This window comes from Bacillus sp. PK6-013 (genome assembly GCF_054161445.1).
The window spans coordinates 153,631-175,685 of sequence record NZ_CP096417.1 but is presented as its reverse complement, the minus strand read 5'-3'; the positions used below and the strand labels follow the sequence as shown (position 1 = coordinate 175,685).

The window sequence follows — 22,055 nt, the reverse complement described above, 5'->3', positions numbered from 1 at the left end:
TTTTTGGCCTAGGTCAATATGTTTCAGTCAACGTCCGAAATATTTACATTTTACAGAATGCCCGATTTATAAAAAAAGAGCCGCAGTGCGGCCCTGTAAAAAACCCTCTTAAAAAATGAGCAAAATTCCCGCTGTGACTGACGCCAGACCCGCAAAATAAACGAAGTCTTTTCCGGAAAGCCGCGCTGTTTGATAGTAGGTGCGGTCTTTTGCACCGGTAAACCCTCTCGCTTCCATGGCAACGGCGATTCTTTCCGACTTGCGGATGCCTTGCGAAAACAAAGGCAGCGCATAGCGAATAAACGCCTTCCAGCTGTTTTTTTGCTTATAGCCCCTGATTTTGTGCGCCGCCTTCATTTGCGAAAGCTCAGACTGAAAAAGCGGGACAAAACGGAAGCCGGCCAGCAAGCCATAAGCCCATTTAGGCGACAGCCTGCATTGATGAACCAGGCTCATAATAAACTGCGTCAAATCGGTTGTTGATGTAAACAAAAGACCGTATGTGACAAACCCGAGCATCCGGAGCGCGATTGTCAGCCCATTGCCGACGCTTTCCTCGGTGACGCGGAACCAGGCCCATTCCCAAATCGTTTCCTCGCCTTTTCCAAAAGCGGCCATCATCCAAAAGACGAGAATAAAAAAGACGAGATAAGGCAACAGCCGCTTACTTAAATAAGACAAAGTCCATCCCCCGAAAAAAATTCCGATGGCAACCGCAAACAGCCAAATGAATAGAGTCGGTTTCGGATTTGAAACAAACATGAGCAAGCACATGACCAGGAGGTGGGAAAAGAGCTTGGCGCTCGGGTTCAATGCCGAAAGAAGTGAACCATTGCTTTTCATACGGGAACCCTCTCCTTTCTTTCATGCATGAACCGGTAATGAAGCGGCGGTATCAATGAAAAGCGGCGGACGAGGCCTTGATCAGAAAATAATCGATACGGCGTTCCTTGAAATGCCGCTTTCCCTTGATGAAACACGATGACACGGCCGGAATGCTCATCTACGATGTCCATGTCGTGCGTCACCATCACAATCGTCGTTCCCCGTTCCTGCCGTTCCTTTAACCGCTTGATTAATTCTTGCGCCGTCCTTTCGTCCTGACCGAATGTCGGCTCGTCAAGCAGCAGCAGATCCTGGTCAAACAAAAGCATTGTCGCAACGCTTAAACGCCGTTTCTGCCCGAGGCTTAATGTAAAGGGGTGCGCTTTTTGATGAGCGTCAAGTCCGAATTCCCGCAGCAATTCAGCCGTTTTCTTTTCGACCCGGTCCTCCGGCCATCCCCGCTGCCTCGCCCCGAACGCGATCTCGTCAAACACCGTGTCCCGAATAAATTGAAGCTCGGGATTTTGAAAAACAAAGCCGGCCTTCTCATAGAGCGTACGGTCGGACCATTTCTTCAGCTCCCGATCCTCAAGATAAAGGCGCCCTTTTTTGACGGCTTCAAGCCTGATCAGACTTTTTAAAAACGTACTCTTTCCGCTCCCGTTCTCGCCGATGACCGAAATCCATTCTCCCCTTGGAATCTCAAGGGTGATGCCGTCGGCAACGATCTTTTTCCGATAGCCGATCGCCGCGTCGTCTGCGCGGATCAATATGTCTCTGTCAGCTGTAGGCCTGTTTTTCGCCTCCTCCTCTTTCATTTTCAATGTAGAAGAGAGCTTGACGGCGAGCGGATGATCATCTTGTGTGATGACATCTTCCCATACCGCAGGGTACAGTTTCGGCTGCCAGATGCCCGCCGCTTTCATCTCCGGCTGAAAATGTTTCACGATTTCTTCCGGCTTTCCGTCAGCGATGATCTGTCCCTTTCCATTGAAAAGAATGACGCGGTCCATCCACTCGATACAGCCGTCCAGCACGTGTTCGACGAACACCATCGTCTGTCCGCTTTTTCGTGAAACGTTACGAAGCAAGGCAAAGATGTCTTTCCGGCTGGCCGGGTCCAGCTGCGCCGTCGGCTCGTCAAAAAACAGCACTTCAGGCTCCAGAGCGAGCAGGCACGCTAATGCCAGTCTCTGCTTCATACCGCCTGACAAGGTTTCGATCGGCGTTTTCTTATCTATCTTTAATCCGACTTGCTCCATCAGCTCCGAGATGATGCCGTCCATATCTTTTGGGGAGACAGACCGGTTTTCTAGGCTAAAAGCGATTTCCTCATCAACATGAAGCATGCAGAACTGCGAATCCGGATCCTGAAACATAACGCCGGCGCTCTTTCTGCGATTGACCTCTCCGCTGACCTCAGCTTCGACATGTTCAGGAATGATGCCGGAAAGCACGGACAACAGTGTCGATTTGCCGCTTCCGCTCGGACCGAGTATCAGCACTTTCTCTCCCTGCCCAATCGACAGCGAGACCCGGTCTAGGACTGTTTCAGGACGATGATAAAAACGGACGGAAAGGTTACTGCATCCGAGAAATGAACGCATCGGCATCATCCTTCTTCCGCTGTTCCTTCATGATCTCATACTGATTCAGGACGCCCGTTTTCGCAAGCGCTTCGACAACGGCTTTTGCCAGCCAGCCGCCGAGTACAATGCCGCTGATGATTTGGATGATAAGCGTCATGATCAGCGTTTGCGTCGTATAGTAGGCAAAACCGTTCGCCATCAGGCTGTATGTCATGCTTCCGACCGCGGCAAGCGCACCGGAAAGCATAAGGGTAAACAAGTTGTAACGCTTATAGCGAAAGATCGCAAAAGCGATTTCCGCACCGGCTCCCTGGAACACACCGATTAATAATGCTGACAGTCCAAAGTGGCTTCCGGTCAGCAGTTCGACCGCCGCAGCTGCCGTCTCGGCAATCAGCGCCGCACCCGGTTTACGGATGATATAAGCGACAATCGGGCTGGCGATCACCCAAATGCCGAACATAAAGTTCGCTCCGACAGGCCCGACAATAGCTGAAACAGGGATCCACAAGGTGGACCATCCTAAGTAAATGACGCCGCATGCAACGGACAAGATCACTGCCATCACGACTTCTTTCATGTTCCAATTCATCGTCTCACCGCCTCCATTTCCACAGGCCAATCTTCAACTGTATAAGCCATCTCCCAAAAGCCGTATTCAAGCTGACAGCTTTGCAAAAAAAGCTCCTTCATTTTTTCTTTTTCAGCCTTGCCCGCTGTTTCGGCCCATTCATCCAGGCGGGCGCAAAACTTCGTCGTGATTGAATCGGTTCGGTCTCCGTAAAAACAGATCCAGTCATAAAATGGATGCGACGGGTCAGGCTGAACGTCCATCATCAGTTTTTTTCCGATCTCCCAATATGTCCACGGACAAGGCAGCAAGACGGCTAATATCTCTCCCAGCGTGCCTTCGTGCGCCGCCGTCAGCATATGGCGGATATAATGATGGGCAGAAGGCGCAAGCGGATAGCCCTGCAGAGATTCATACTCCACCCCCGCGGCCCGGCACAGGTTGTTGTGCGGGTGCACTTCGCTGTTTAATACAAATGAAATCTGCTCATGAAACATCTCCATGTCTTTCCGGTTTTGACACTTGGAAATTGCAATTCCGTAGATTTGAATAAAAGCGTTCAAATACTCGTAATCTTGCTTCACATAATGAATAAGCTGCTCCTTTTTCAGCTTGCCGGACGCCAGTCCCAATACAAACGGATGCTCAAAAATGGCTTCAAAAATAGGGTCTGCCTCACGGCGAAGTTCTGCAGAAAAACTCATGTAGATAGCCTCCTCAGCAATCGGTTTTATAAGGAAGGCACAGGGGGAGCGAGCCGCTTTTTACGCAAAAAAGCCGCCCCAAAATGGAGCGGCCTTTGTATGATGAAATCATAAAGACACCGGCTCCACTTCCCTACGCTAGTATGAACTAGATCAGGTTCAAAGGGTCCAAGATCGCTTCTTGTCTCAGCCGGCTTACGGCTCCCCTAGTGGACTTCCTATTACATTAACTTTTACTCTACACATCAATGATTATGATGTCAACCTGAGTTTTTCAGTTTTATTCTTGTATAGAACCGCCGGGTTTCATCCAGAAGATGCAGCGGGTAAAAATATTTATGGAAAAATGTTAATTTTCTGAAACCTTTTGCAGGCTTGTTCGTCTAATATAGTGAAGACAAAAAAATTTGGAGGGGATATTTATGATGATGTTTATCTTGATTTTGACAATGGCTGTGTATTTGTTCTATTCTTTCAGCAAAGACAACCGGCCGGCCAAAAGAAACAACAAGAATCATCAGACACTGACTGTTATTAGGGAAAACCCTTTTACCGCCCCTTCCAATGATGTCAATTGCTAACTTGATAGACAACAAGCAAGCCGCCCCATGACGGGCGGCTTTTTACGTTTTTAGGATTGAAATTGTTCCGCTTCAGTCGATCCCTTCAGTGCAGTGGTTGATGAAGTCCCGCCTGTCACAACCTGGGCGACTTCATCAAAGTAGCTCGTTCCGACTTCGCGCTGATGCCTTGTCGCCGTATAGCCGTGGACTTCGCTGGCAAACTCGGCCTGCTGCAGATCAGAATACGCCGCCATTCCGCGGTGCTTATATTGGCGGGCCAATTCAAACATGCCGTGGTTTAAGGCGTGGAAGCCTGCCAGTGTGACAAATTGAAATTTATAGCCCATTTCACTGAGCTGTTTCTGGAAGTTCAAGATGGTGTTGTCATCCAGTTTGGCCTTCCAGTTGAACGAAGGGGAGCAGTTGTAGGCGAGCAGTTTGCCCGGGAATTTTTCATGGATCGCCTGTGCAAACCGGCGGGCTTCTTCAATATTCGGCTCAGACGTTTCACACCAGATCAAATCAGCATACGGCGCATACGCCAAACCTCTCGCAATCGCCTGATCAAGACCCGGCTTTGTTTTGAAGAACCCTTCCGCTGTTCGCTCTCCCGTCAAAAACGGCGCATCATATGAATCGACGTCGCTTGTGATCAGGTCGGCCGCATTCGCGTCCGTACGGGCAATAAGAATGGTCGGGACTCCCATCACGTCTGCGGCGAGGCGCGCGGCAATCAAATTACGCACCGCCGTTTGCGTCGGAAGCAGCACTTTCCCGCCCAAATGCCCGCACTTTTTCTCAGACGACAACTGGTCTTCAAAGTGAACTCCCGCGGCGCCGGCTTCAATCATACCTTTCATCAGCTCGAACACATTCAGCTGTCCGCCGAAGCCTGCTTCAGCATCGGCCACAATCGGAGCAAACCAATCGATGTCTTCTTTTCCTTCCATATGGTGAATTTGATCGGCGCGCTGCAGCGTACGGTTGATTTTTTTGACAACTTCCGGCACGCTGTTTGCCGGATAAAGGCTTTGGTCAGGATACATGCTCCCTGACAAATTGGCATCGGCCGCCACCTGCCAACCGCTTAAATAAATCGCTTTCAATCCGGCTTTTACTTGCTGCATGGCTTGATTTCCGGTCAAAGCGCCCAGCGCCGGCACGAAGTCCTCTGTGTGGAGAAGCTTCCACAGCTTTTCGGCGCCGCGCCTTGCAATCGTGTATTCAATCTCAAGCGTGCCCCTCAACCGAATGACGTCAGCCGCCTGATACGGCCTTGTGATCCCTTTCCAGCGTTCTTCATGCTCCCAGCTTTTTGCGAGTTGTTTTTCTTTCAGCATCGCACATTCCCCCATCATATTTTTTCATAAGCGGGTATCGTTAGAAATTCCGCGAATTCATCATCCAAAATCAGCTGTTCAAATAACTGTCCGGCCTCTTCGAACCGGCCGCTCCGAAAATGTTCTATGCCGGCTTCTTCGAAGATTTTCTGCATTTCTTCCTCTTTCATCATCTTGACCATTTCGGCGTTGACTTTCCGGCCATCGTCAAGAACCCCTTTCGGATGGCGAATCCATTGCCAAAGCTGGGCTCTGGAAATCTCCGCCGTTGCTGCGTCCTCCATTAAGTGGTCGATCGGAGCGGCGCCTCTGCCCGACAGCCATGAAGCTAAATAGCGGATGCCGGCGCTGATATTGGTACGGACGCCTGCTTCTGTAATCCGGCCTTGCGGTACTTCCAGCAAGTCTTTTTCCTCGACCTTTACGTCTTCCCGCTTTCTATGAATCTGGTTCGCCGACGGCATATGCTGATTGAATACATCGAGCGCCGTTTGAATCATGCCGGGATGCGCGATCCATGTTCCGTCATGGCCGTCTTTTACTTCACGTTCCTTATCTTCGCGGATTTTGGCAAATGCGGCTTCATTGATCTCAGGTTTGTCTTTAGCGGGAATTTGCGCCGCCATTCCCCCGATCGCATGGACGTTGCGTTTATGACACGTTTGAATCGCCAAGAGGGAGTACGCTCTCATGTTTGGAACCGTCATCGTCACGGCTGAGCGGTCTGGAAGAATGACTTCTTCCCTGTTCCTGAATTTCTTAATAAAGCTGAAAATATAATCCCACCTGCCGCAGTTAAGTCCGGCTGAATGCTCCTTCAATTCATAGAGGATTTCATCCATTTCAAAAGCCGCCAGGATCGTTTCAACGAGAACCGTCGCTTTAATCGTCCCCTGCGGAATGCGCAAGTCGTTTTGCGCATACACAAACACGTCGTTCCACAGCCTTGCTTCCAGATGGTTTTCGATTTTTGGAAGGTAGAAATAAGGGCCGCTTCCTTTTTTGATCAGCTCTTTTGCATTATGGAAAAAATAAAGGCCAAAATCGAACAGGCTTGCTGACACGGGCTTGCCGCCGATCAGCACATGCTTCTCTTCCAAGTGCCATCCCCTCGGTCTTACAATGATGACGGCGGGGTTTTCTTTCAGCTCATAGCGTTTGCCCTGTTCATTCGTAAAAGAAATCGTCCCGCGAACCGCGTCCCGCAAATTAACCTGGCCTTCAATGCAGTTTTTCCAAGTCGGCGAGTTCGCATCTTCAAAGTCGGCCATAAAGACTTTGGCTCCTGAATTTAAAGCATTGATGACCATTTTTCTGTCGACCGGGCCGGTGATTTCAACCCTGCGGTCCTCCAAATCCCGGGGGAGCGGGGCGACCGTCCAGTCCGCCTCGCGGATGTGCTTCGTTTCCGCCAAAAAACCGGGATTCTTCCCTTGATCAATTTCAGCCTGCCTGATCGTTCGCAAATGCAGCAATTCCCGTCTTCTTCCCCCGAAATGTCGTTCAAGACGTCCGATAAACTCCAGCGCTTCTTTTGTCAAAATCTCTTCATACTGCGGATTCATCGATCCGGTTATCTGAGTTCTCTTCTCCTCTGTTTTCATGTCTCCCTACCCCTTTACATGCATTGTTATAAAACAGTTTGCTTACTCGCCTTTTTTGGAAAGACAGCGCTCACATTCCATAAAGTAAGATTCAGCCTGCTCCTCCATCTTTTCACCGCATTCAGGGCAAGTTTTTTTTGGAAGCGTTCTGAAAAATTCCATCGGACTTTTCAAGCTCATTTGTGTCACTCTCCTTTTTATAGAACAGTTTTATGTTTTTAATTTCTGTTGTAGTACAGTATACAGCGCAAAAAGAAAAAAGTACACACCTTTTTCCAAAAAATATTTATTTTTTTCCATTCAAACAAAAATAGATTGTTCTCTTTTTATTCATAACTTGTTCATATTTTTCTTCTAGAATAGGGAACATAAAGAGGTGAAAGTGATGATGAAAATAAAAAACAAACAACTTGATGTCACTCTGATTCTGATTTTGTTGGCAGCTCTTATTCTGAATACATATAACATTTGGCAGGACAATGCCGCCAACCAGTATTACTTGGCGGCGGTCAAAAGCATGACGCAAAGCTTCCACAATTTCTTCTTTGCGTCATTCGACTCTTCCGGATTCGTATCAGTAGATAAGCCGCCCCTCGTTTTATGGATTCAGACCATATTTGCGAAAATTTTCGGCGTGCATACGTGGAGTGTGATTTTGCCGCAGGCGCTTGCAGGTGCGGGTTCCGTCTATCTGCTATACGCACTGATTAAACCGAAATTCGGAAAAGGAGCCGCCCGCATTTCAGCGCTGGTGATGGCGCTGACGCCGATCGCGGTTGCCGTAAGCCGGACGAATAATATCGACAGCATGCTCGTCTTCACGCTCCTTCTTGGTACATGGTGCCTGATGAAGGCGGTCAAACAAGGCAGGCTGCTCTGGCTGCTCGCTGCATTTGGCCTCATCGGCCTCGGGTTCAATATGAAGATGCTTCAGGCATTCATGGTGCTTCCCGCGTTCTTGCTGTTTTATCTCATCGCGGCCCATGCGAATTGGAAGAAAAAAATTGTGTCCGCTGTTTTATCGCTTATTGTTCTCACCGGCGTTTCGCTTTCTTGGGCGCTTGCTGTCGACTATACATCGGCCGACAGCCGCCCGTATGTCGGAAGCAGTCAAACCAACTCCGTGCTTGAACTGGCTTTCGGCTACAACGGCACAGAGCGGCTGCTCGGCCAGACGACGGGCAACGTCCGCGGCGATATGAACGGTTTTAGAGGAGACATGCAGCAGCCGAACGGCAATGCACACACTCAGAACGGGAACAATGCAGCCGACAGCTCCAATGGACAAAATGGCGCGATGCAGCCGCCGGGTGCAAGCAGCGCGACCAACGGCAATGCGCAAACTCAAGACGGAAGCCGTTCATCCGACGGCTCCGATGGACAAAACGGTGCAATGCAGCCGCCGGCTGCGGGCAACGCGACCGATGACGGTTCTCAAGGAGCAAACGGCGGCAGTCAGCCGCCAACCGGAGGCGGACCGGGTGGAGGCAACGGCGGGCCCGGTGGCAATGGCGGACCGGGTGCAGGTCAAGGCAGCGGACAAAGCATGAACATGTTCGGCACCGGTGACGCAGGACCCCTGCGGCTCTTCCAATCTGCTTTATCGGGCCAAATTAGCTGGATGCTTCCATTCGCATTATTCGGACTGCTCGGCATGATCATCAGCTGGCTCCGCAGCCGCCGCGAAAATGCAGGCGAAATGAAAGAAACAATCTTTTGGGCTGCTTGGCTCGTTCCTGTTGCCGGGTTCTTTAGCATCGCCGGATTCTTTCACCACTACTACTTGATTATGCTGGCACCGCCGATCGCCGCACTGTCAGGAATTGGATGGTACGCGATGTACGCCCTTTACAAAAATCACAAAGACTGGGCAAGCTATCTGCTGCCGGCTGCCGTTCTGACAACGGCAGCATTCCAAGTGTATATTTTAAACGCATATACAAGCCAAATCGGCAGCGCCTGGATGTATGTCATGGGCCTCTTGGGGCTGGGTGTCAGCATCGCCTTACTGACGCTGAAACGAAGTCATCCATTCGGAAGGCAGCTCACCATCATCAGCTTGTGCGTGCTTCTTTTGACACCGGTCTATTGGTCGGCAACACCGATCCTTTACGGAGGAAACAGCGTTCTTCCTGAATCGGGGCCTCAGCTGCAAAGCTCCAACGGAGGCGGAATGTTCAGCTCGGATGTGGACACAGGATTGCTCACATACCTCCGGAAAAATAATACCGGCGAAGAGTACCTGTTCGCGACATTGACAACGGTAACCGCAGCCCCGTATATCATCAATGCCGACGAAAATGTCATGGCGCTCGGAGGCTTCAACGGCACAGATCCGATCTTGTCGGTCAGTGAGCTGAAAAACCTCGTCAAAGAAGGAAAAATAAAATACTTTCTGATCAGTGACAACTCAGGCAACAGTGAGCTCGTCTCCTGGATTAAAGAAAACGGAACCGAAATTTCGTCTGATGAATACAACAGTACCACGACCAATACAGACAGCTCCGCACAACAGGGCGCAAGGGGCGGCCTGGGCGGCGGACAGCAGCAAACACTCTACAAGGTTGAGCTGTAGGAAATATGAGGAAGCCCATCGGACTCATCCGATGGGCTTTTGATTATGCTTTTCTAAAAATAACCGGCGGATGATGTTCAATATGGTAAAGAAGTTTTTCTCCATATAGGGTCATCGTTTGCCGCCAAGGGTCGCCAAGCACGCCCCATTCAAAATCCCGCTGGAAAAAGAAATAGTAATCCCCATTTGGAAAGATCGGAACCGGCCAATCCCCATATTCATCTTTAGGAAGCGGTCCGTGCGGACGAAACATATATCCTTCATGCCGCCAATCGAGCGCGTACATCGTCTCCAGCGGATCTGTACACGCTTTGAAGACGCCGATCATCTTCTCCTCCAAATCGGCAAGGAACCGGCCGTCTTCTTTAAACCCAGCGGACATATCATAGACAATATACGGCGTCGGCGGCTTCATCCTTGAACATTGAAGGCCGGGTTTCCATTTGACGACCCGATTCACCTTTGTCCACACTTTATCATTTTCCCGGCTGCTTAAAACGGTCCAGCTCATTTGATATCGTTCTCCTTTGCCCATTCAACCGTATAGATTGGCTTCTGATAGCGCGCTTTCTGCTGGTGTTGATGTTTAACCCTTAATAATTCTCCAATTCCGCCAAAATGTCTTCCAAAAGAATATCGACCGGCAATGTAATCGCGTCTTTTGAATTGAAAAAGATGGACGGCTGAATCCCGTCTTCTTTCATGCCCGGCAGCCACTCATTCACGAATTCTTCGAGATCGATCGGCCTGGCTGTGCATTCCCTCCATTCCTGTTCTGCGCACAATTCGGCGTAGTCCTTTGCCGGCCAGAACGGAATCAATTTGCCGCCTTGATCATCCTCCGTCATCACCCATCCGTCGCCATATAATGACCAGACCTCTTCAAAGTCGGCGATTCTTTTAATAAAATACTCGTACCGCTTCTCTTTCGAAGCCTTTAATAAAGCCTCGACTTCTTTTTTGTTCAGCCTTGGCACGATTCGTTCAATGCGTGAAACATCATATGTATGGCAATAAAATTGGAATGTCCCGTCTTCATAATCTTCAACAACATAATTGATATTCTCCCAGCCGGCGTTTAATTGATCGATTTTGAAACCGCCATGCCGGCCTTCAAAATCGGTTAACCGAACAGAAGAAACCTCCTTAAATGTCAAATCAATATGATAGCTGTCATTCTCATCTTCATAGAGAACCGTCATGTCGATCGAGCTGATGTCTTTTCCTTCATGAAATTCTTTGTAGTATTGAAACCGGATAATTTCTTTAATATGAACCGATGAAAACTCGGGTATTTCCAGATTAAGCTTTTCGTGTTTAGACAACTCCACTATAGTCACCTCTGTATGGGTATGGTCAAGTCTTCCTGCGGTTTACAATCGAACACAACAATCTCCTGACGTTTTCATGCATGGCAACCACATGAAAAGTCTCAGGGTAATTTTCGATTTTGTTCTTTGGATAAACTTCAAAAAACGTTTTTTCTAGTGATTGGCGTTGCACCTTAGGCATTTTTTTATCCGCCAAAACGTAACCTAAACTGCCGGCGACGAGCGCAAAATACTCGTAAAAATCCCCTGACAAGCCGTGCCCGTCTTGTTCAAACGCATCCAAATCTGCCGGAAGCGGTCCTGACAAGCGCTTGTCCATATCCTTCAGTTGATTTACAGTATCAGCATCAAGCCGATAATATCTGTATCTTTTCTTCATTGTCCTTCACCCGCAGATCGTAAAAATTCTGTTTTATCAAAAGAAAAGTGGATCTCAATTATTGCCTACATATTGCTCATCACCTTTTACAATCACATTTATATACCTTTAGCTTCGACTTAGAATACGACATTCCGGAAGAGAGCAAAAAATATGTTTCGCCGAAGAAAAACGCCCCTTTAATGATGCATTATTCCACGACATAGACATCAGTCGCATCAAATTCAAACCAGATGACCTTCTCCTTTGATTCAATATGTACATCAACCTTTTGAGTCACGCTATTAAAATATTTTTTATTGTTAACCGGGTCTGCTACTAAAACAACAAAATCATTGATTGAAGCAAGAAAAGAGAGGTATTCTGTCAGCTTGTGTCTTTCTAGCAGTTCTTCTTTAGTCAACATGCACTCAACGTGGATGAGCCTTTTCGATAGGGCATTTACAGCAAATTGTTTATCTTCAATGAATGGGTTCATTTCATCTATGAAATCGGGCGTTCCCATAATTTCGATAAGAATCTGGTTAAAATCGAGATGTTCAAAAAATGTAATGAGGCCATTGTTTGACAGAAGATCGGATGAGTACAGTGAATGGTAATGCAGAAGGTTGATCACATCCAGATTTCCTATACTCGTCAAAGACTCGGTATTTAATTTACACACGGACCGCACTCCTTCTAGTTAATCCAGGTCAGATATGATAGCTTTTGTCTGCTTTCCTTCATAAAGTCACTATTTGCAGCATTCCGTTCCAACTCAAACAATTCTTGAATGGATATATCCGGAAAGGTTTCGTCTAATAAACGGTTTCTTCGATTTGTATACAATACACGAGCGAGCGGCTCATGATTTGAGCTGATAACCTTAAAGGTATAATCGATAATATAGCTTTCTTGTAAACACATTGCCGCGAAGACATGTTCTTTTAATAAGTCTTTCCCTATTTCTGCTGAAGCCGCCTCGTCCATTCCCTTGTAAACCTTATTGAACAGAATGCAGACCGCACTACCTTCATATTCATCTATCATCTGCATGATATGAAAGTAAGTGTTATGGCTGTCAGGCACAATGATTTTATCCCCAATTTTATAATTTTGTCCTTTAGGAATCTTATAGTTCGCAATCTCTTCTTTAAAACTGTCGCGCAGTTCTTGAGAAACCATAAAGGAAGGGTTATACAGTTCATTTATAACCGCGGCCACTTCAAACACTTTTTGGCCATCCCGATAGGAAACTGAGGTTCCATCGGCTTCTGAATCAAAGGCTATCCTACCGAATCCTCTTTGCTTTAATTCTTTTCTAATGAGAGAGACAGCCTGCTCTGTCGTTTCTTGATTCAATAATGCTGCCACATCTGCATAAAACCAATATTTTTTGATGACAGAGTCAGGAAAGTAGATATCTATTTTTCCTAATCGAAACGTTCGTTGGTGCACTTTCTCACCTCATCAATGGGGCCGTTCCAGTATTCTTCTATCCAATCCTTTAGTTCCTCTTTATCATGCAAATATGTTTCAGGTGAATCCTTTAAATCGAATCCGCTTAGTAAAATCAACAAATTCCATACCCTCTCATCTTCTACTTCCGGATCGTCAGCGTATACATAACCCCCTGCCCAATCCGAAAGTTCCTCTCTCGCCAAATCTCCTTTTAACACCTGTTTCATTTTGCAGATACAGTCCGATAATTCAGGTTTTTCCACATCTAACACCTCTTTTGTTATCGAATGTGATTCTCCCCATAGGCTTTCTAAACATGCCTTAGTCGATATCGTAATCTTCCCACTGTTTCCAATCATTATTTGGGACCCCTGCACAAACCGGACCTTGTCCAGTTTCAAGATATTCTGCAAATGATTGAAATGAAACTAATTCACTTGGGCTAGTTAAATAATCGGGATACTCCCAATTCTCTGTTTCATACACTTCTTCATAATCGCATTGTAGTCCTAATTCATTCAGAAGATTTTCGGGTTTTATCCAAAGAGCCTCTCTGAAAGATGGATCTTCAAACAAGTTTCTAAAGTATGTTTTCCACGCTCCTTCTTTTGTCTGTTTTTGGTATCTGTTTCTCTGGTTAGCTTTTATACAGTAAAGAGTCTCCACAATTTCAATTTTGGCTACTTCGCTTAATTGATCCAGATTACTTTCATGATATGTTACCAGCTCACCTGCTTTGGTCGTTAAAGAGAAGTCGTCCATAATGATTAAGCTGTAGTTGTCTGAAAAACTGTTGCTGTATGCATGAATAGACAGAAAAGGCCCTTTATCATCTATTTGAAAGCACTGTATTGAAAGTAACCAATCATCTTTATTTAATCGCATTAACGTACATTTACTGCCGATATAGTTACATTCGGGCCATTCAAAAATCGGTCTGTTTAATTCACTAAATTCACCGTCTAATAAACTAAGAATTTCTCTGCTTTTAATCAATGGATTTCTCCCTTAAATACTTTTTAAAAATAATCGACAGAATCTGTGGATGCCCACATTGGCCACTCTGTATTTCCATTGGCATAGTCTGATAGATATGTTGCTTTTTTGCGGCATATTGCTTCGGCAATTGATTGAAAGAAAGGAGAAAGACTTGGCAAATCCTTTTCTGTTTCTGGATGTATCCACGTTTCTGTTGAATACAATTGGTCATACATTAACGGGAGATCAGCAGTTTGGAGTTGTTCATGTTTTGTCAGCCAGAGAGTGTCGAGAAATAAACGGTTTTTACTCATCTGCCTCAAACAGGTAATCCATTCATTCTCCGCATTAATATTTGCTTGCACTTTTTGCTCAATGAAAAAATGAAATACTTTCTCTCTAAGGACAACGCTAAACGGATTTTTTGTGAAGCCGGTTTCCACATCCTCCAACTCTAATTTGTTTCCTTTTTCGTCCAAAAACGCAAACGGCTCATCAACTAAAAAGCTTACTTCATGATTGGTTACTTGATTGCCCATCGCATGAAAATCAATAGCCGGTCCCAATTTTGACAATCCGAACAACTGAAACGTCAAGAGCCAGTTATCCCCTTCAACAAATACCGAAAGTTTGCCTTTTGCGAAGTCGAAATTTCCGTTATCAAGCAATGGAAACTCTCCCTTTTTGAATGAATCATCAAGCAATGCAAGAATCGCTTCTTTATTTTTGAGCACGATCATCACCCCCGTTTTGCCTTTTGCTAACACTTTTTGGTTTTTTGTGTAATTAAATTGCTATTCGTCTAAAACGCCTTACCACTAATCCAATTTCCGAAAGCTCATGGTGTTTTATGATCGTTTAACAGCTACCATGGCTACTCCTAGTTAATATATCAGGCCACACACTGGATATTTATTTATGTTTCATACTTAATGATATCTTCCATTGAAATGCCGTTAGAATACTTCATTAGAATCGTCTCTATACATAAATGGCCGAATATTCCTATGGGGTTATAAATGGCCTTACCTGTTTTCTGATCTACTTCTGTTAATACATCATCTCCACCTAAAGAGCCTTCTTTTCCTTCACTAATAAAATATTTTCCTTCCTCATAAGTAATAAATCTTAATTTGGATTCATCATATTGTTTCAACAAATCTTGAGTTGCTTTAGAAACAACCTTCCAATCATCCTGCAAAAAACCAGTGTAACTTGTATTTGCTACAAATAGCTTATTTTCTTCTTTTAGTAAATCACGTATCATAGCTTTACTCAGCTTTTGATCTACAAAAATGTCATAATACTGAATTAGCACATCATCATCTTTACGTTTTGCCAAGTTTCCTTCCAAAACCCATGCATAGCTGTATTTATTTATCTCCTCTAAGGGAATCTCAATAATAGCGCCGGGCACAATTTTTGACAGGGACTTAGCTTTTTTTGTTGAAGCTTTTATATCTGTAATTTGTCTTTCGTTTAGCTCCGGAAAAAATGAATCTCCATTTGTGTTCAATACATGAAGCAATGTTACGAAAAATTCGTCTAAAGCCGGTTCCCTATCCAAATGCTCCTTGGACATTTTATAGAATTTCTCTACCGCATCGTGAAGGATATCCAATCCGTCATCACCGATCATAATGTTCTTGTTTTTATGTTCTTCTTCCCAAATGCCCAATAGAAAGCTCCTTTCAACTCTTTCTTCTCTATTGCAACTGACAGCAAGTATTCATAGCGTTTCTTCCGTATGTATACAGCCGCCTGTCCAGTACTATTTTAAATGTTTCTGTACCTGGACAACCGCAAGCTGTGGAATTAACCAAGGTATCGTCAAACAATCGCTCTTTTGTATCAAAATGGTTGAATCACAAACTCATAATCAACGGTATCTCTTTTTCAGCATAGATCACTTTTTCCATCGTTTAGCTTCATTATTATCTATATTTTAACCGATGCATAGAACTGTTACAATATTCCTAAAATATTTAAGGGATTAAAACCCAATAAAAATTACATTTTTTTATATTCATTGAGCGAAGCAAAAAAGGCTGCCCCCACTCGGGAACAGCCCTTTCATTCGTCTCTGATGCTGCGGCCGAGATTCCACACGGCTCAGCTACAGCGCCGACTTGATCACTTTCTTACCGTAAAGAACGGACAGCAAACCGAAAATAGAATACAGAACGGTGTACAGCACCATCACGATGATCATCGGCGTCCGCACCTCTGCTCCGAATAAGAACCAGCCGGATTGGACAGCAAAGTAACTGTGAGACAGGCCGATAACCAATGGAATTCCGAAATTATACATTTGCTTGATTCGTATCCCCTTCAGAAGATCCCCGCGCGTGAAACCAAGTTTTCTCAAGATCGTGTAATTCGGTTTCTCATCTTCGCTTTCGTCCATTTGTTTAAAGTAAAGGATGCATCCTGATGTGATCAGAAACGTAAGTCCTAGAAATCCTACGATAAACATGGCAAGTCCGAAAAGCGATTTTTGAGCTGTGCTTGCATCGAGGAGCGATAAATGCTGATCGTTTTGATTCACTGTTGCAAACAATTCATTTGCCTGCTGAATCTGATCTTCATCTTTTAAATTGATCCCGTAAAAAAGACTCGACTTCTGCTGTAATTTTGGATCTTTGTCTTGGCTCAGACGTTTAAACAGCGCATCATCCACAACGGCTACAGGCAATCCGCCGCTGGTAAAGTTGAAGGATAAGAGCGACTCTTTTCTCAAGCCTATATAGTTTAATGGGATTGTCTCATGCCTGCTCTTTACCTTTACGGCACCGGTCTCTTTTAAAGCCATAAATTTCTGGAGAAGGTCGGTATACCCTGAGAAAATGACGTCTCCTTTATGCACGTCAATCCCGTCAATTTGTGCATCGCTGACCACAGCAAGAGGTAATTTCCCCGGGTCGCCAGCCATATTTTCAGGATCCCCTTCGACAACTTGTTCCAGATTGAAAGTCGCCTGAATGACATGAATTTCTTTTATGCTGTATGAAATGTTGTTTTCATCCAATAGTTGTTCGAACCGTTTTGCATCCTTTTGATTTGTCATAGCGAAATCAGCCGCCACATTTTGTTCGGCGGCTTTCTCTGCAGAGTAGTACGAAATATAGCACAAGGATAACAAACCGATCGCCAGTGCCGTAACAATGGTGATGATCGTTAATAATAGAGCGTTTGATTTCAGCCGGAACATGATCGATGAAAGGGACAGCACTTCATAAATATTTAAGTAGCCTCCTTTGCTTTTGCGGATGATGTTGGAGACAAAGCTGACCGATCCTTTATAAAAGAGGTACGTTCCGATGATAACGGTACCGAGAATAAAGCTCATCGCATAAAACAGCTCATCTATGGTCTTGAATTTTCCGCTGAACAACTCAGTGGAAATGTAATATCCCGACAAAATAAACAAGATGCCCAATAAACCAATGATCATTTGAAAAACGGATATTCTCTTTACCTTATCTTCCGTAGCTGATGTCGCTTTAAATAATGATAAAATGCTTTGCTTTTTGATAAACGTATAATTCATCACCATCACCAGCAGGTAGATTCCGCAGAATACAATGACAGTTTGCACAAGCGCTTCTCCGGAAAAATTCAATTCGGTTTCAGCTTGAACATCTACTATTTTAAATAAAGTCATAAGCACGAGCTTTGAGATCGAAAACCCGGCAAACACCCCTATGACCAAAGAGCCGAAATACAGCATGACATTTTCCAAACTTAAAATGCGGAAGATTTTTTGCTTCCTCATGCCGATTAGCTGGAATAAACCGATTTCTTTGCTGCGCCGCTTAATAAAAATCGTATTGGCATACAAAATAAAAACTGCTACTACTGCCACTAGAAGAATGGAAGCTGCTTTCAAAGCCGCTGCGCCTTTTATCGATGCCTTCACTTCATCGATCGCCGGATCATATTGCAGCGTAACAAACGCAAAATAAAGCGCCACGCTGAAGATTAACGCAAACACATAAAGGTAATAGTTCCGTATATTCTTTTTCAGGTTGCGGAAGATCAGCTGATTAATACTCATGCTGAACCCCGCCTAACACGCCTTGCGTTTTCATGATGTCCTGAAAGAACATCTGCCTGTCTTGTCCGCCTTTATTCAGCTGCGTATAAATTTGTCCGTCTTTAATGAAAACCACTCTGCTGCAGAAGCTCGCGGCGACGGGATCATGGGTGACCATAATGATTGTGGCCCGGCGCTTTTGATTTAACTGGCTCAGCTTGTTTAACAAGTCTGATGCGGATTTCGAATCAAGCGCACCGGTCGGTTCGTCAGCGAAAATAATGCTCGGTTCATGAATAAACGCCCTGGCTGCTGATGTGCGCTGTTTTTGCCCGCCGGAAATTTCATTCGGATACTTATTCTTCAGCTCAAAGATGCCTAATTCTTTCGCGACTTCCTCAAATTTTTGACCGGCTTCTTTTTTTGATATTTTCGTAATCGACAGCGGCAGAAGGATATTTTCTTTCACTGTCAGCGTATCGAGCAAATTGTATTCTTGAAAGATAAATCCTAAATGCTGCTTCCTGAATTCAGCAAGCTGTTTTTCCTTCAGATTCGTCATCTCAGCTTGGTTGATGTTAATCGTTCCGCCGCTCACCTGGTCAATAGAGGACAGAACATTGAGCAATGTTGTTTTGCCTGAACCTGACGGGCCCATAATACTGACAAATTCACCCTTTTGGATCTGAATGTCAATTCCCTTTAACACTTCGTGTTTATTGTGCTTATTTCCATAGCTTTTTCGTATTTTTTTCGCTTCTAAAATCATCATTTTTAAAATCTCCTTTTGACTGGATATTTTTATTATAGAAAGGAGGACAGCCGTTTTCCTTCGATTCAGCGAACAAAAAAGAAAAGCGTGTGACACTTTTGTCACACGCCAAGCACACGGGAAAATTCGTTCCGCTTCGGAAAAATCAGCGTAAAGGTTGTCCCCGCTCCCGGTTTAGAATCAACCTCGATATGAATCAGGAGCGGCTTTGCCGCTTTTTTCGCCAAGTACAGCCCCATTCCCGTGGCGGCCTGATCATGATGCTCCGTTGTTGATGTGAAACCTTTGTCAAACACACGCGGTATATCTTTTGGATCGATGCCCCGTCCAAAATCTTGAACTGCGAGATGCACCTGGCCATCTTGTTCATAGCTTTTAATCAAAATATCGGATGCTTCGCTGTATTTCACTGCGTTTGTCAGCAGCTGCCTCATGATAAAAGACAGCCATTTCGCATCGCTGAGCACTTCCCCGGCCTCAAGCTGTATATCAAACCCGATCCCTTTTGGAATGCACCATGATTGCAAATCTTTTAGTTCTTTAAAGATTAAAGGTTTGAGCTCTAGAGCTTCAAGAGACAAGTCATTTTCGATAAATGACATCCGCTTTTGATGAAGCTGGCGATCGAGCAGCAGGTGAACGCGCAGCCATTCATAGTCGAGTCTCGATTTTAATGATTGATCGTCAATCGTCTCCATGATCAAATGCATGGCGGTAAGCGGCGTTTTGACTTCATGTATCCAGGCCATGAGCTCATCTTTTTCATTCTCCAATGCCAGGCGATGCTGCGCCGCCTCTTGCTTTAACTGTTTCGTTTGTTCGGCTATGCTTTTTTCAATCATCGTTTCGAAAGGCGTTTCCGCCTCTCGAATGTTTGTCACATCGAGATTGTGATCCCATTCTTCCAGGCTTTTATAAAACTTCGTTTCCCTCCGAAAGCGGACAAGTACAAAAACGATAAAAATAAATGAAGACAAATAGGTCATATATAAAATCGATGCAAAAGGAATGGATGAATCGACATAAGCGATAAACAGAAAGACGATCTGCTGCAAGACAAATATGGCGATCCAGCTTCGCCTCTCGGTCAAAAACGCTTTCAGCATTCTCATCATCCTTCTTCTTTCGCCATATAGCCCTGGCCGACCTTTGTCTCAATATATTGCCCCAAGTTCAAGGTATCCAGTTTTTTTCTCAAACGGTTTACGTTGACCGTCAGCGTGTTATCGCTGACAAAACGCTCATCGTTCCATAAGCTTCTCATCAATTCTTCCCTGCTGACAATTTTGTTTTTTTGGTCGATCAATTGTTTTAAAATGAACATTTCATTCCTCGTCAACTCGATCGACCCCGCCTTATTGCTGACGCGGTTTTGCTCGGGATCAACGGTTGCACCGCACCACGCTTTCTTCAGAATCTCAGGCTCCGTATTATAGTCGTAAACACGGCGGAAAATCGCCTGGATTTTGGCAATCAGCACGTCAAAATGAAACGGTTTCTGAATATAATCATCTGCTCCAAACTGCATGGACATGACCATATCAGCAGGATGGTCGCGCGAAGATAAAAAGAGAATCGGAACGTTGGAACGGGAACGGATCTGCCGGCACCAATGAAACCCGTCATATTTCGGCAGCTGAATATCGATAATGACGCAATCGGGCTTAATCGCCGCAAACTCCTGCATCACTTCGCTGAAATCGTCGATGCCGTACACCTCGTATGACCACCCGGTTAACCGTTCTTTTATTTCCTGAAACAGCGATTCATCGTCTTCGATCAACAGCAGTTTAAACATTTGCCTCACCGCGCTTTTTGTCTTTTTTCTAAGACAAGTGTATAGCAAATCGTTTTCATGCGCTACAGAGAAAAAAGCTGTCCTGTAAAGGACAGCCATTTTAAATATCACAAACTCTCGCCATTCGTTTCGATCACTTTTTTATACCAGTAAAAGCTTTTCTTTCTCGTTCTTGCAAACGTGCCGTTTCCTTCATTGTCACGGTCGACATAAATATAGCCGTAGCGTTTTTTCATTTCAGCGGTGGACGCGCTGACCAAGTCGATCGGGCCCCATGATGTGTAGCCGATTAAGTCGACGCCGTCTGCGATCGCTTCTCTTACTTCTTTTAAGTGATCGCGCAAATAGTTGATTCTGTAGTCATCTTGTATCGAACCGTCTTCTTCGACGACATCGACGGCGCCGAGCCCGTTTTCAACAATGAAAAGCGGCTTTTGATAGCGGTCGTACAATGTATTCAGCGTAATGCGTATTCCTTTAGGGTCGATCTGCCAGCCCCATTCGGACGATTCAAGGTACGGGTTTTTAACCCCTCCGAGCAAGTTGCCTCCCGTTTTTGCCAAATCTTTCGGATTCGTGCTCGCAACCATTGACATGTAGTAGCTGAAACCGATATAGTCGACTGTGTTTTCCTTCAGAATGTCTTCATCACCTTCAGCCATCTCAATCGCAATTCCATTTTCCTTAAAGAAGCGCTTCATATAGCCCGGATAAGCTCCGCGTGCCTGTACGTCCGAGAAAAACAGCGTTTTTCTCTCATTTTCCATCGCGGCGAGCACGTCTTCCGGTTTTGGCGTCATCGGGTATGTCGTCGTTGCGGCAATCATACAGCCGATTTTAGCGTCCGGAATAATATCCTTGCCTGCTTTTACCGCAAGGGCGCTTGCGACAAATAGATGATGCGCCGCTTGGTACATCGCATTTAACTGGTTTTCGCCTTCTTCAAATACAAGGCCACCGCCTGTAAACGGCGCATGCAGAACCATGTTGATTTCGTTGAACGTCATCCAATATTTCACTTTGTCTTTATAGCGGGTGAAAACCGTTTTCGCATAATGTTCATAGCACTCGATCACTTTCCGGTTTTTCCAGCCTCCGTATTTTTTAATTAAACCGAGCGGCATTTCATAGTGGGATATCGTCACGACTGGCTCAATATTGTATTTTAATAGCTCATCAAAGAGGCGATCGTAAAATTCGAGTCCCTCTTCATTCGGTTCACTTTCATCACCGTTAGGAAAAATCCGCGTCCAGGCAATCGATGTCCGAAACGCTTTAAATCCCATTTCGGCGAAAAGAGCGATATCTTCTTTGTAGCGGTGGTAAAAATCGATGCCTTCGTGATACAGGTTCAATGACTTCATCGACTCATCGAATGGATACATGACCCCGTTCGGCGACACATCAGCTGTCGAGAGCCCCTTTCCGCCGACATTATAGGCGCCTTCTACTTGGTTTGCGGCAACCGCTCCGCCCCATAAAAAACCATCAGGGAATTTTTTCGTTTGTTCAGTCATATCATTTCACCTCATCCAAATTTGTCGAGCTTT

At 45.3% G+C, this 22,055-nt stretch carries 23 protein-coding genes and 1 riboswitch; of the genes, 2 read left to right on the top strand and 21 right to left on the bottom strand.

What is annotated here, in order from left to right; genetic code table 11:
• Nucleotides 1–108: 108 nt before the first annotated feature.
• Genes M1E03_RS00860 through tenA form a run of 4 tightly spaced genes read right to left on the bottom strand, consistent with a single transcriptional unit; the run spans nucleotide 109 to nucleotide 3,689 of the window.
• Entirely contained in the window at nucleotides 109–843 is a 735-nt protein-coding gene (locus tag M1E03_RS00860; RefSeq protein WP_020453499.1) for an energy-coupling factor transporter transmembrane component T family protein, read from the bottom strand.
• Nucleotides 840–2,432 carry an ABC transporter ATP-binding protein gene (locus M1E03_RS00855; protein WP_020453500.1) on the bottom strand — a complete coding sequence of 531 codons (1,593 nt, stop codon included), beginning with the start codon at nucleotides 2,430–2,432 and terminating at the stop codon, nucleotides 840–842. Before M1E03_RS00855 ends, M1E03_RS00860 begins: the two co-directional genes overlap by 4 nt.
• Nucleotides 2,407–3,006, bottom strand: coding sequence for an ECF transporter S component (locus M1E03_RS00850; protein ID WP_020453501.1), 600 nt, complete (start codon nucleotides 3,004–3,006; stop codon nucleotides 2,407–2,409). Before M1E03_RS00850 ends, M1E03_RS00855 begins: the two co-directional genes overlap by 26 nt.
• The gene (tenA, locus tag M1E03_RS00845; protein WP_020453502.1) at nucleotides 3,003–3,689 is read right to left on the bottom strand and encodes a thiaminase II; all 687 of its coding nucleotides are present in this window, start codon (nucleotides 3,687–3,689) and stop codon (nucleotides 3,003–3,005) included. Before tenA ends, M1E03_RS00850 begins: the two co-directional genes overlap by 4 nt.
• Nucleotides 3,690–3,802: 113 nt before the next feature.
• Nucleotides 3,803–3,907: riboswitch (TPP riboswitch) on the bottom strand.
• Between the two features lie 204 nt (nucleotides 3,908–4,111).
• On the opposite strand from tenA, the gene M1E03_RS00840 reads away from it, so the two are divergent.
• Nucleotides 4,112–4,270, top strand: a complete 159-nt coding sequence (locus tag M1E03_RS00840) for a hypothetical protein (protein ID WP_020453503.1) — start codon at nucleotides 4,112–4,114, stop codon at nucleotides 4,268–4,270.
• Between the two features lie 50 nt (nucleotides 4,271–4,320).
• Here the strand turns inward: M1E03_RS00840 and aceA are convergent, their stop codons facing one another.
• From aceA to yhfH, 3 genes are read right to left on the bottom strand one after another with little or no spacing between them, the layout of a single operon-like run.
• Nucleotides 4,321–5,592, bottom strand: coding sequence for an isocitrate lyase (gene aceA / locus M1E03_RS00835; protein ID WP_023856903.1), 1,272 nt, complete (start codon nucleotides 5,590–5,592; stop codon nucleotides 4,321–4,323).
• Nucleotides 5,593–5,606: 14 nt separating this feature from the next.
• Nucleotides 5,607–7,196, bottom strand: coding sequence for a malate synthase A (aceB, locus tag M1E03_RS00830; protein ID WP_026580350.1), 1,590 nt, complete (start codon nucleotides 7,194–7,196; stop codon nucleotides 5,607–5,609).
• A 42-nt stretch (nucleotides 7,197–7,238) separates the two neighbouring features.
• Nucleotides 7,239–7,376, bottom strand: a complete 138-nt coding sequence (gene yhfH, locus M1E03_RS00825) for a protein YhfH (RefSeq protein WP_023856901.1) — start codon at nucleotides 7,374–7,376, stop codon at nucleotides 7,239–7,241.
• 214 nt (nucleotides 7,377–7,590) lie between these two features.
• On the opposite strand from yhfH, the gene M1E03_RS00820 reads away from it, so the two are divergent.
• Entirely contained in the window at nucleotides 7,591–9,771 is a 2,181-nt protein-coding gene (locus tag M1E03_RS00820; protein ID WP_026580351.1) for an ArnT family glycosyltransferase, read from the top strand.
• Nucleotides 9,772–9,814: 43 nt separating this feature from the next.
• Here M1E03_RS00820 and M1E03_RS00815 read toward each other — a convergent pair whose 3' ends face one another.
• The 14 genes from M1E03_RS00815 to M1E03_RS00750 form a co-directional block, all read right to left on the bottom strand.
• Nucleotides 9,815–10,282 (bottom strand): DUF2716 domain-containing protein, encoded by a 468-nt coding sequence (locus M1E03_RS00815; protein ID WP_026580352.1) that lies wholly within the window; start codon nucleotides 10,280–10,282, stop codon nucleotides 9,815–9,817.
• Nucleotides 10,283–10,364: 82 nt separating this feature from the next.
• Nucleotides 10,365–11,102 (bottom strand): DUF2750 domain-containing protein, encoded by a 738-nt coding sequence (locus M1E03_RS00810; RefSeq protein WP_229129194.1) that lies wholly within the window; start codon nucleotides 11,100–11,102, stop codon nucleotides 10,365–10,367.
• A 25-nt stretch (nucleotides 11,103–11,127) separates the two neighbouring features.
• Complete coding sequence (locus M1E03_RS00805; RefSeq protein WP_026580354.1) at nucleotides 11,128–11,481, bottom strand: YxiJ family protein; 354 nt, start codon at nucleotides 11,479–11,481, stop codon at nucleotides 11,128–11,130.
• A 190-nt stretch (nucleotides 11,482–11,671) separates the two neighbouring features.
• Nucleotides 11,672–12,145, bottom strand: coding sequence for a hypothetical protein (locus M1E03_RS00800; RefSeq protein WP_229129193.1), 474 nt, complete (start codon nucleotides 12,143–12,145; stop codon nucleotides 11,672–11,674).
• Nucleotides 12,146–12,159: 14 nt separating this feature from the next.
• Nucleotides 12,160–12,918: a hypothetical protein gene (locus tag M1E03_RS00795; RefSeq protein WP_457982943.1), complete on the bottom strand. Its 759-nt coding sequence runs from the start codon at nucleotides 12,916–12,918 to the stop codon at nucleotides 12,160–12,162.
• A complete protein-coding gene (locus M1E03_RS00790; RefSeq protein WP_306738993.1) occupies nucleotides 12,894–13,280 on the bottom strand; it encodes a hypothetical protein in 387 nt (128 codons plus the stop codon). The genes M1E03_RS00795 and M1E03_RS00790 overlap by 25 nt, the downstream gene beginning before the upstream one ends.
• Nucleotides 13,243–13,917 carry a DUF7003 family protein gene (locus M1E03_RS00785; protein WP_429673961.1) on the bottom strand — a complete coding sequence of 225 codons (675 nt, stop codon included), beginning with the start codon at nucleotides 13,915–13,917 and terminating at the stop codon, nucleotides 13,243–13,245. Before M1E03_RS00785 ends, M1E03_RS00790 begins: the two co-directional genes overlap by 38 nt.
• A 23-nt stretch (nucleotides 13,918–13,940) precedes the next feature.
• Nucleotides 13,941–14,633: a DUF7003 family protein gene (locus M1E03_RS00780; RefSeq protein WP_458110616.1), complete on the bottom strand. Its 693-nt coding sequence runs from the start codon at nucleotides 14,631–14,633 to the stop codon at nucleotides 13,941–13,943.
• Nucleotides 14,634–14,815: 182 nt separating this feature from the next.
• The gene (locus tag M1E03_RS00775) at nucleotides 14,816–15,577 is read right to left on the bottom strand and encodes a hypothetical protein (protein WP_026580359.1); all 762 of its coding nucleotides are present in this window, start codon (nucleotides 15,575–15,577) and stop codon (nucleotides 14,816–14,818) included.
• A gap of 438 nt (nucleotides 15,578–16,015) precedes the next feature.
• Complete coding sequence (locus M1E03_RS00770; RefSeq protein ID WP_458110615.1) at nucleotides 16,016–17,956, bottom strand: ABC transporter permease; 1,941 nt, start codon at nucleotides 17,954–17,956, stop codon at nucleotides 16,016–16,018.
• The gene (locus M1E03_RS00765) at nucleotides 17,946–18,707 is read right to left on the bottom strand and encodes an ABC transporter ATP-binding protein (RefSeq protein ID WP_020453508.1); all 762 of its coding nucleotides are present in this window, start codon (nucleotides 18,705–18,707) and stop codon (nucleotides 17,946–17,948) included. The genes M1E03_RS00770 and M1E03_RS00765 overlap by 11 nt, the downstream gene beginning before the upstream one ends.
• A gap of 101 nt (nucleotides 18,708–18,808) precedes the next feature.
• Entirely contained in the window at nucleotides 18,809–19,813 is a 1,005-nt protein-coding gene (locus M1E03_RS00760; protein ID WP_144499084.1) for a sensor histidine kinase, read from the bottom strand.
• A gap of 5 nt (nucleotides 19,814–19,818) precedes the next feature.
• On the bottom strand, nucleotides 19,819–20,505 hold the full coding sequence (locus M1E03_RS00755; RefSeq protein WP_020453510.1) for a response regulator transcription factor: 687 nt from the start codon (nucleotides 20,503–20,505) through the stop codon (nucleotides 19,819–19,821).
• 107 nt (nucleotides 20,506–20,612) lie between these two features.
• Nucleotides 20,613–22,022 (bottom strand): glycoside hydrolase family 1 protein, encoded by a 1,410-nt coding sequence (locus M1E03_RS00750; protein WP_458110614.1) that lies wholly within the window; start codon nucleotides 22,020–22,022, stop codon nucleotides 20,613–20,615.
• Nucleotides 22,023–22,055: the final 33 nt, after the last annotated feature.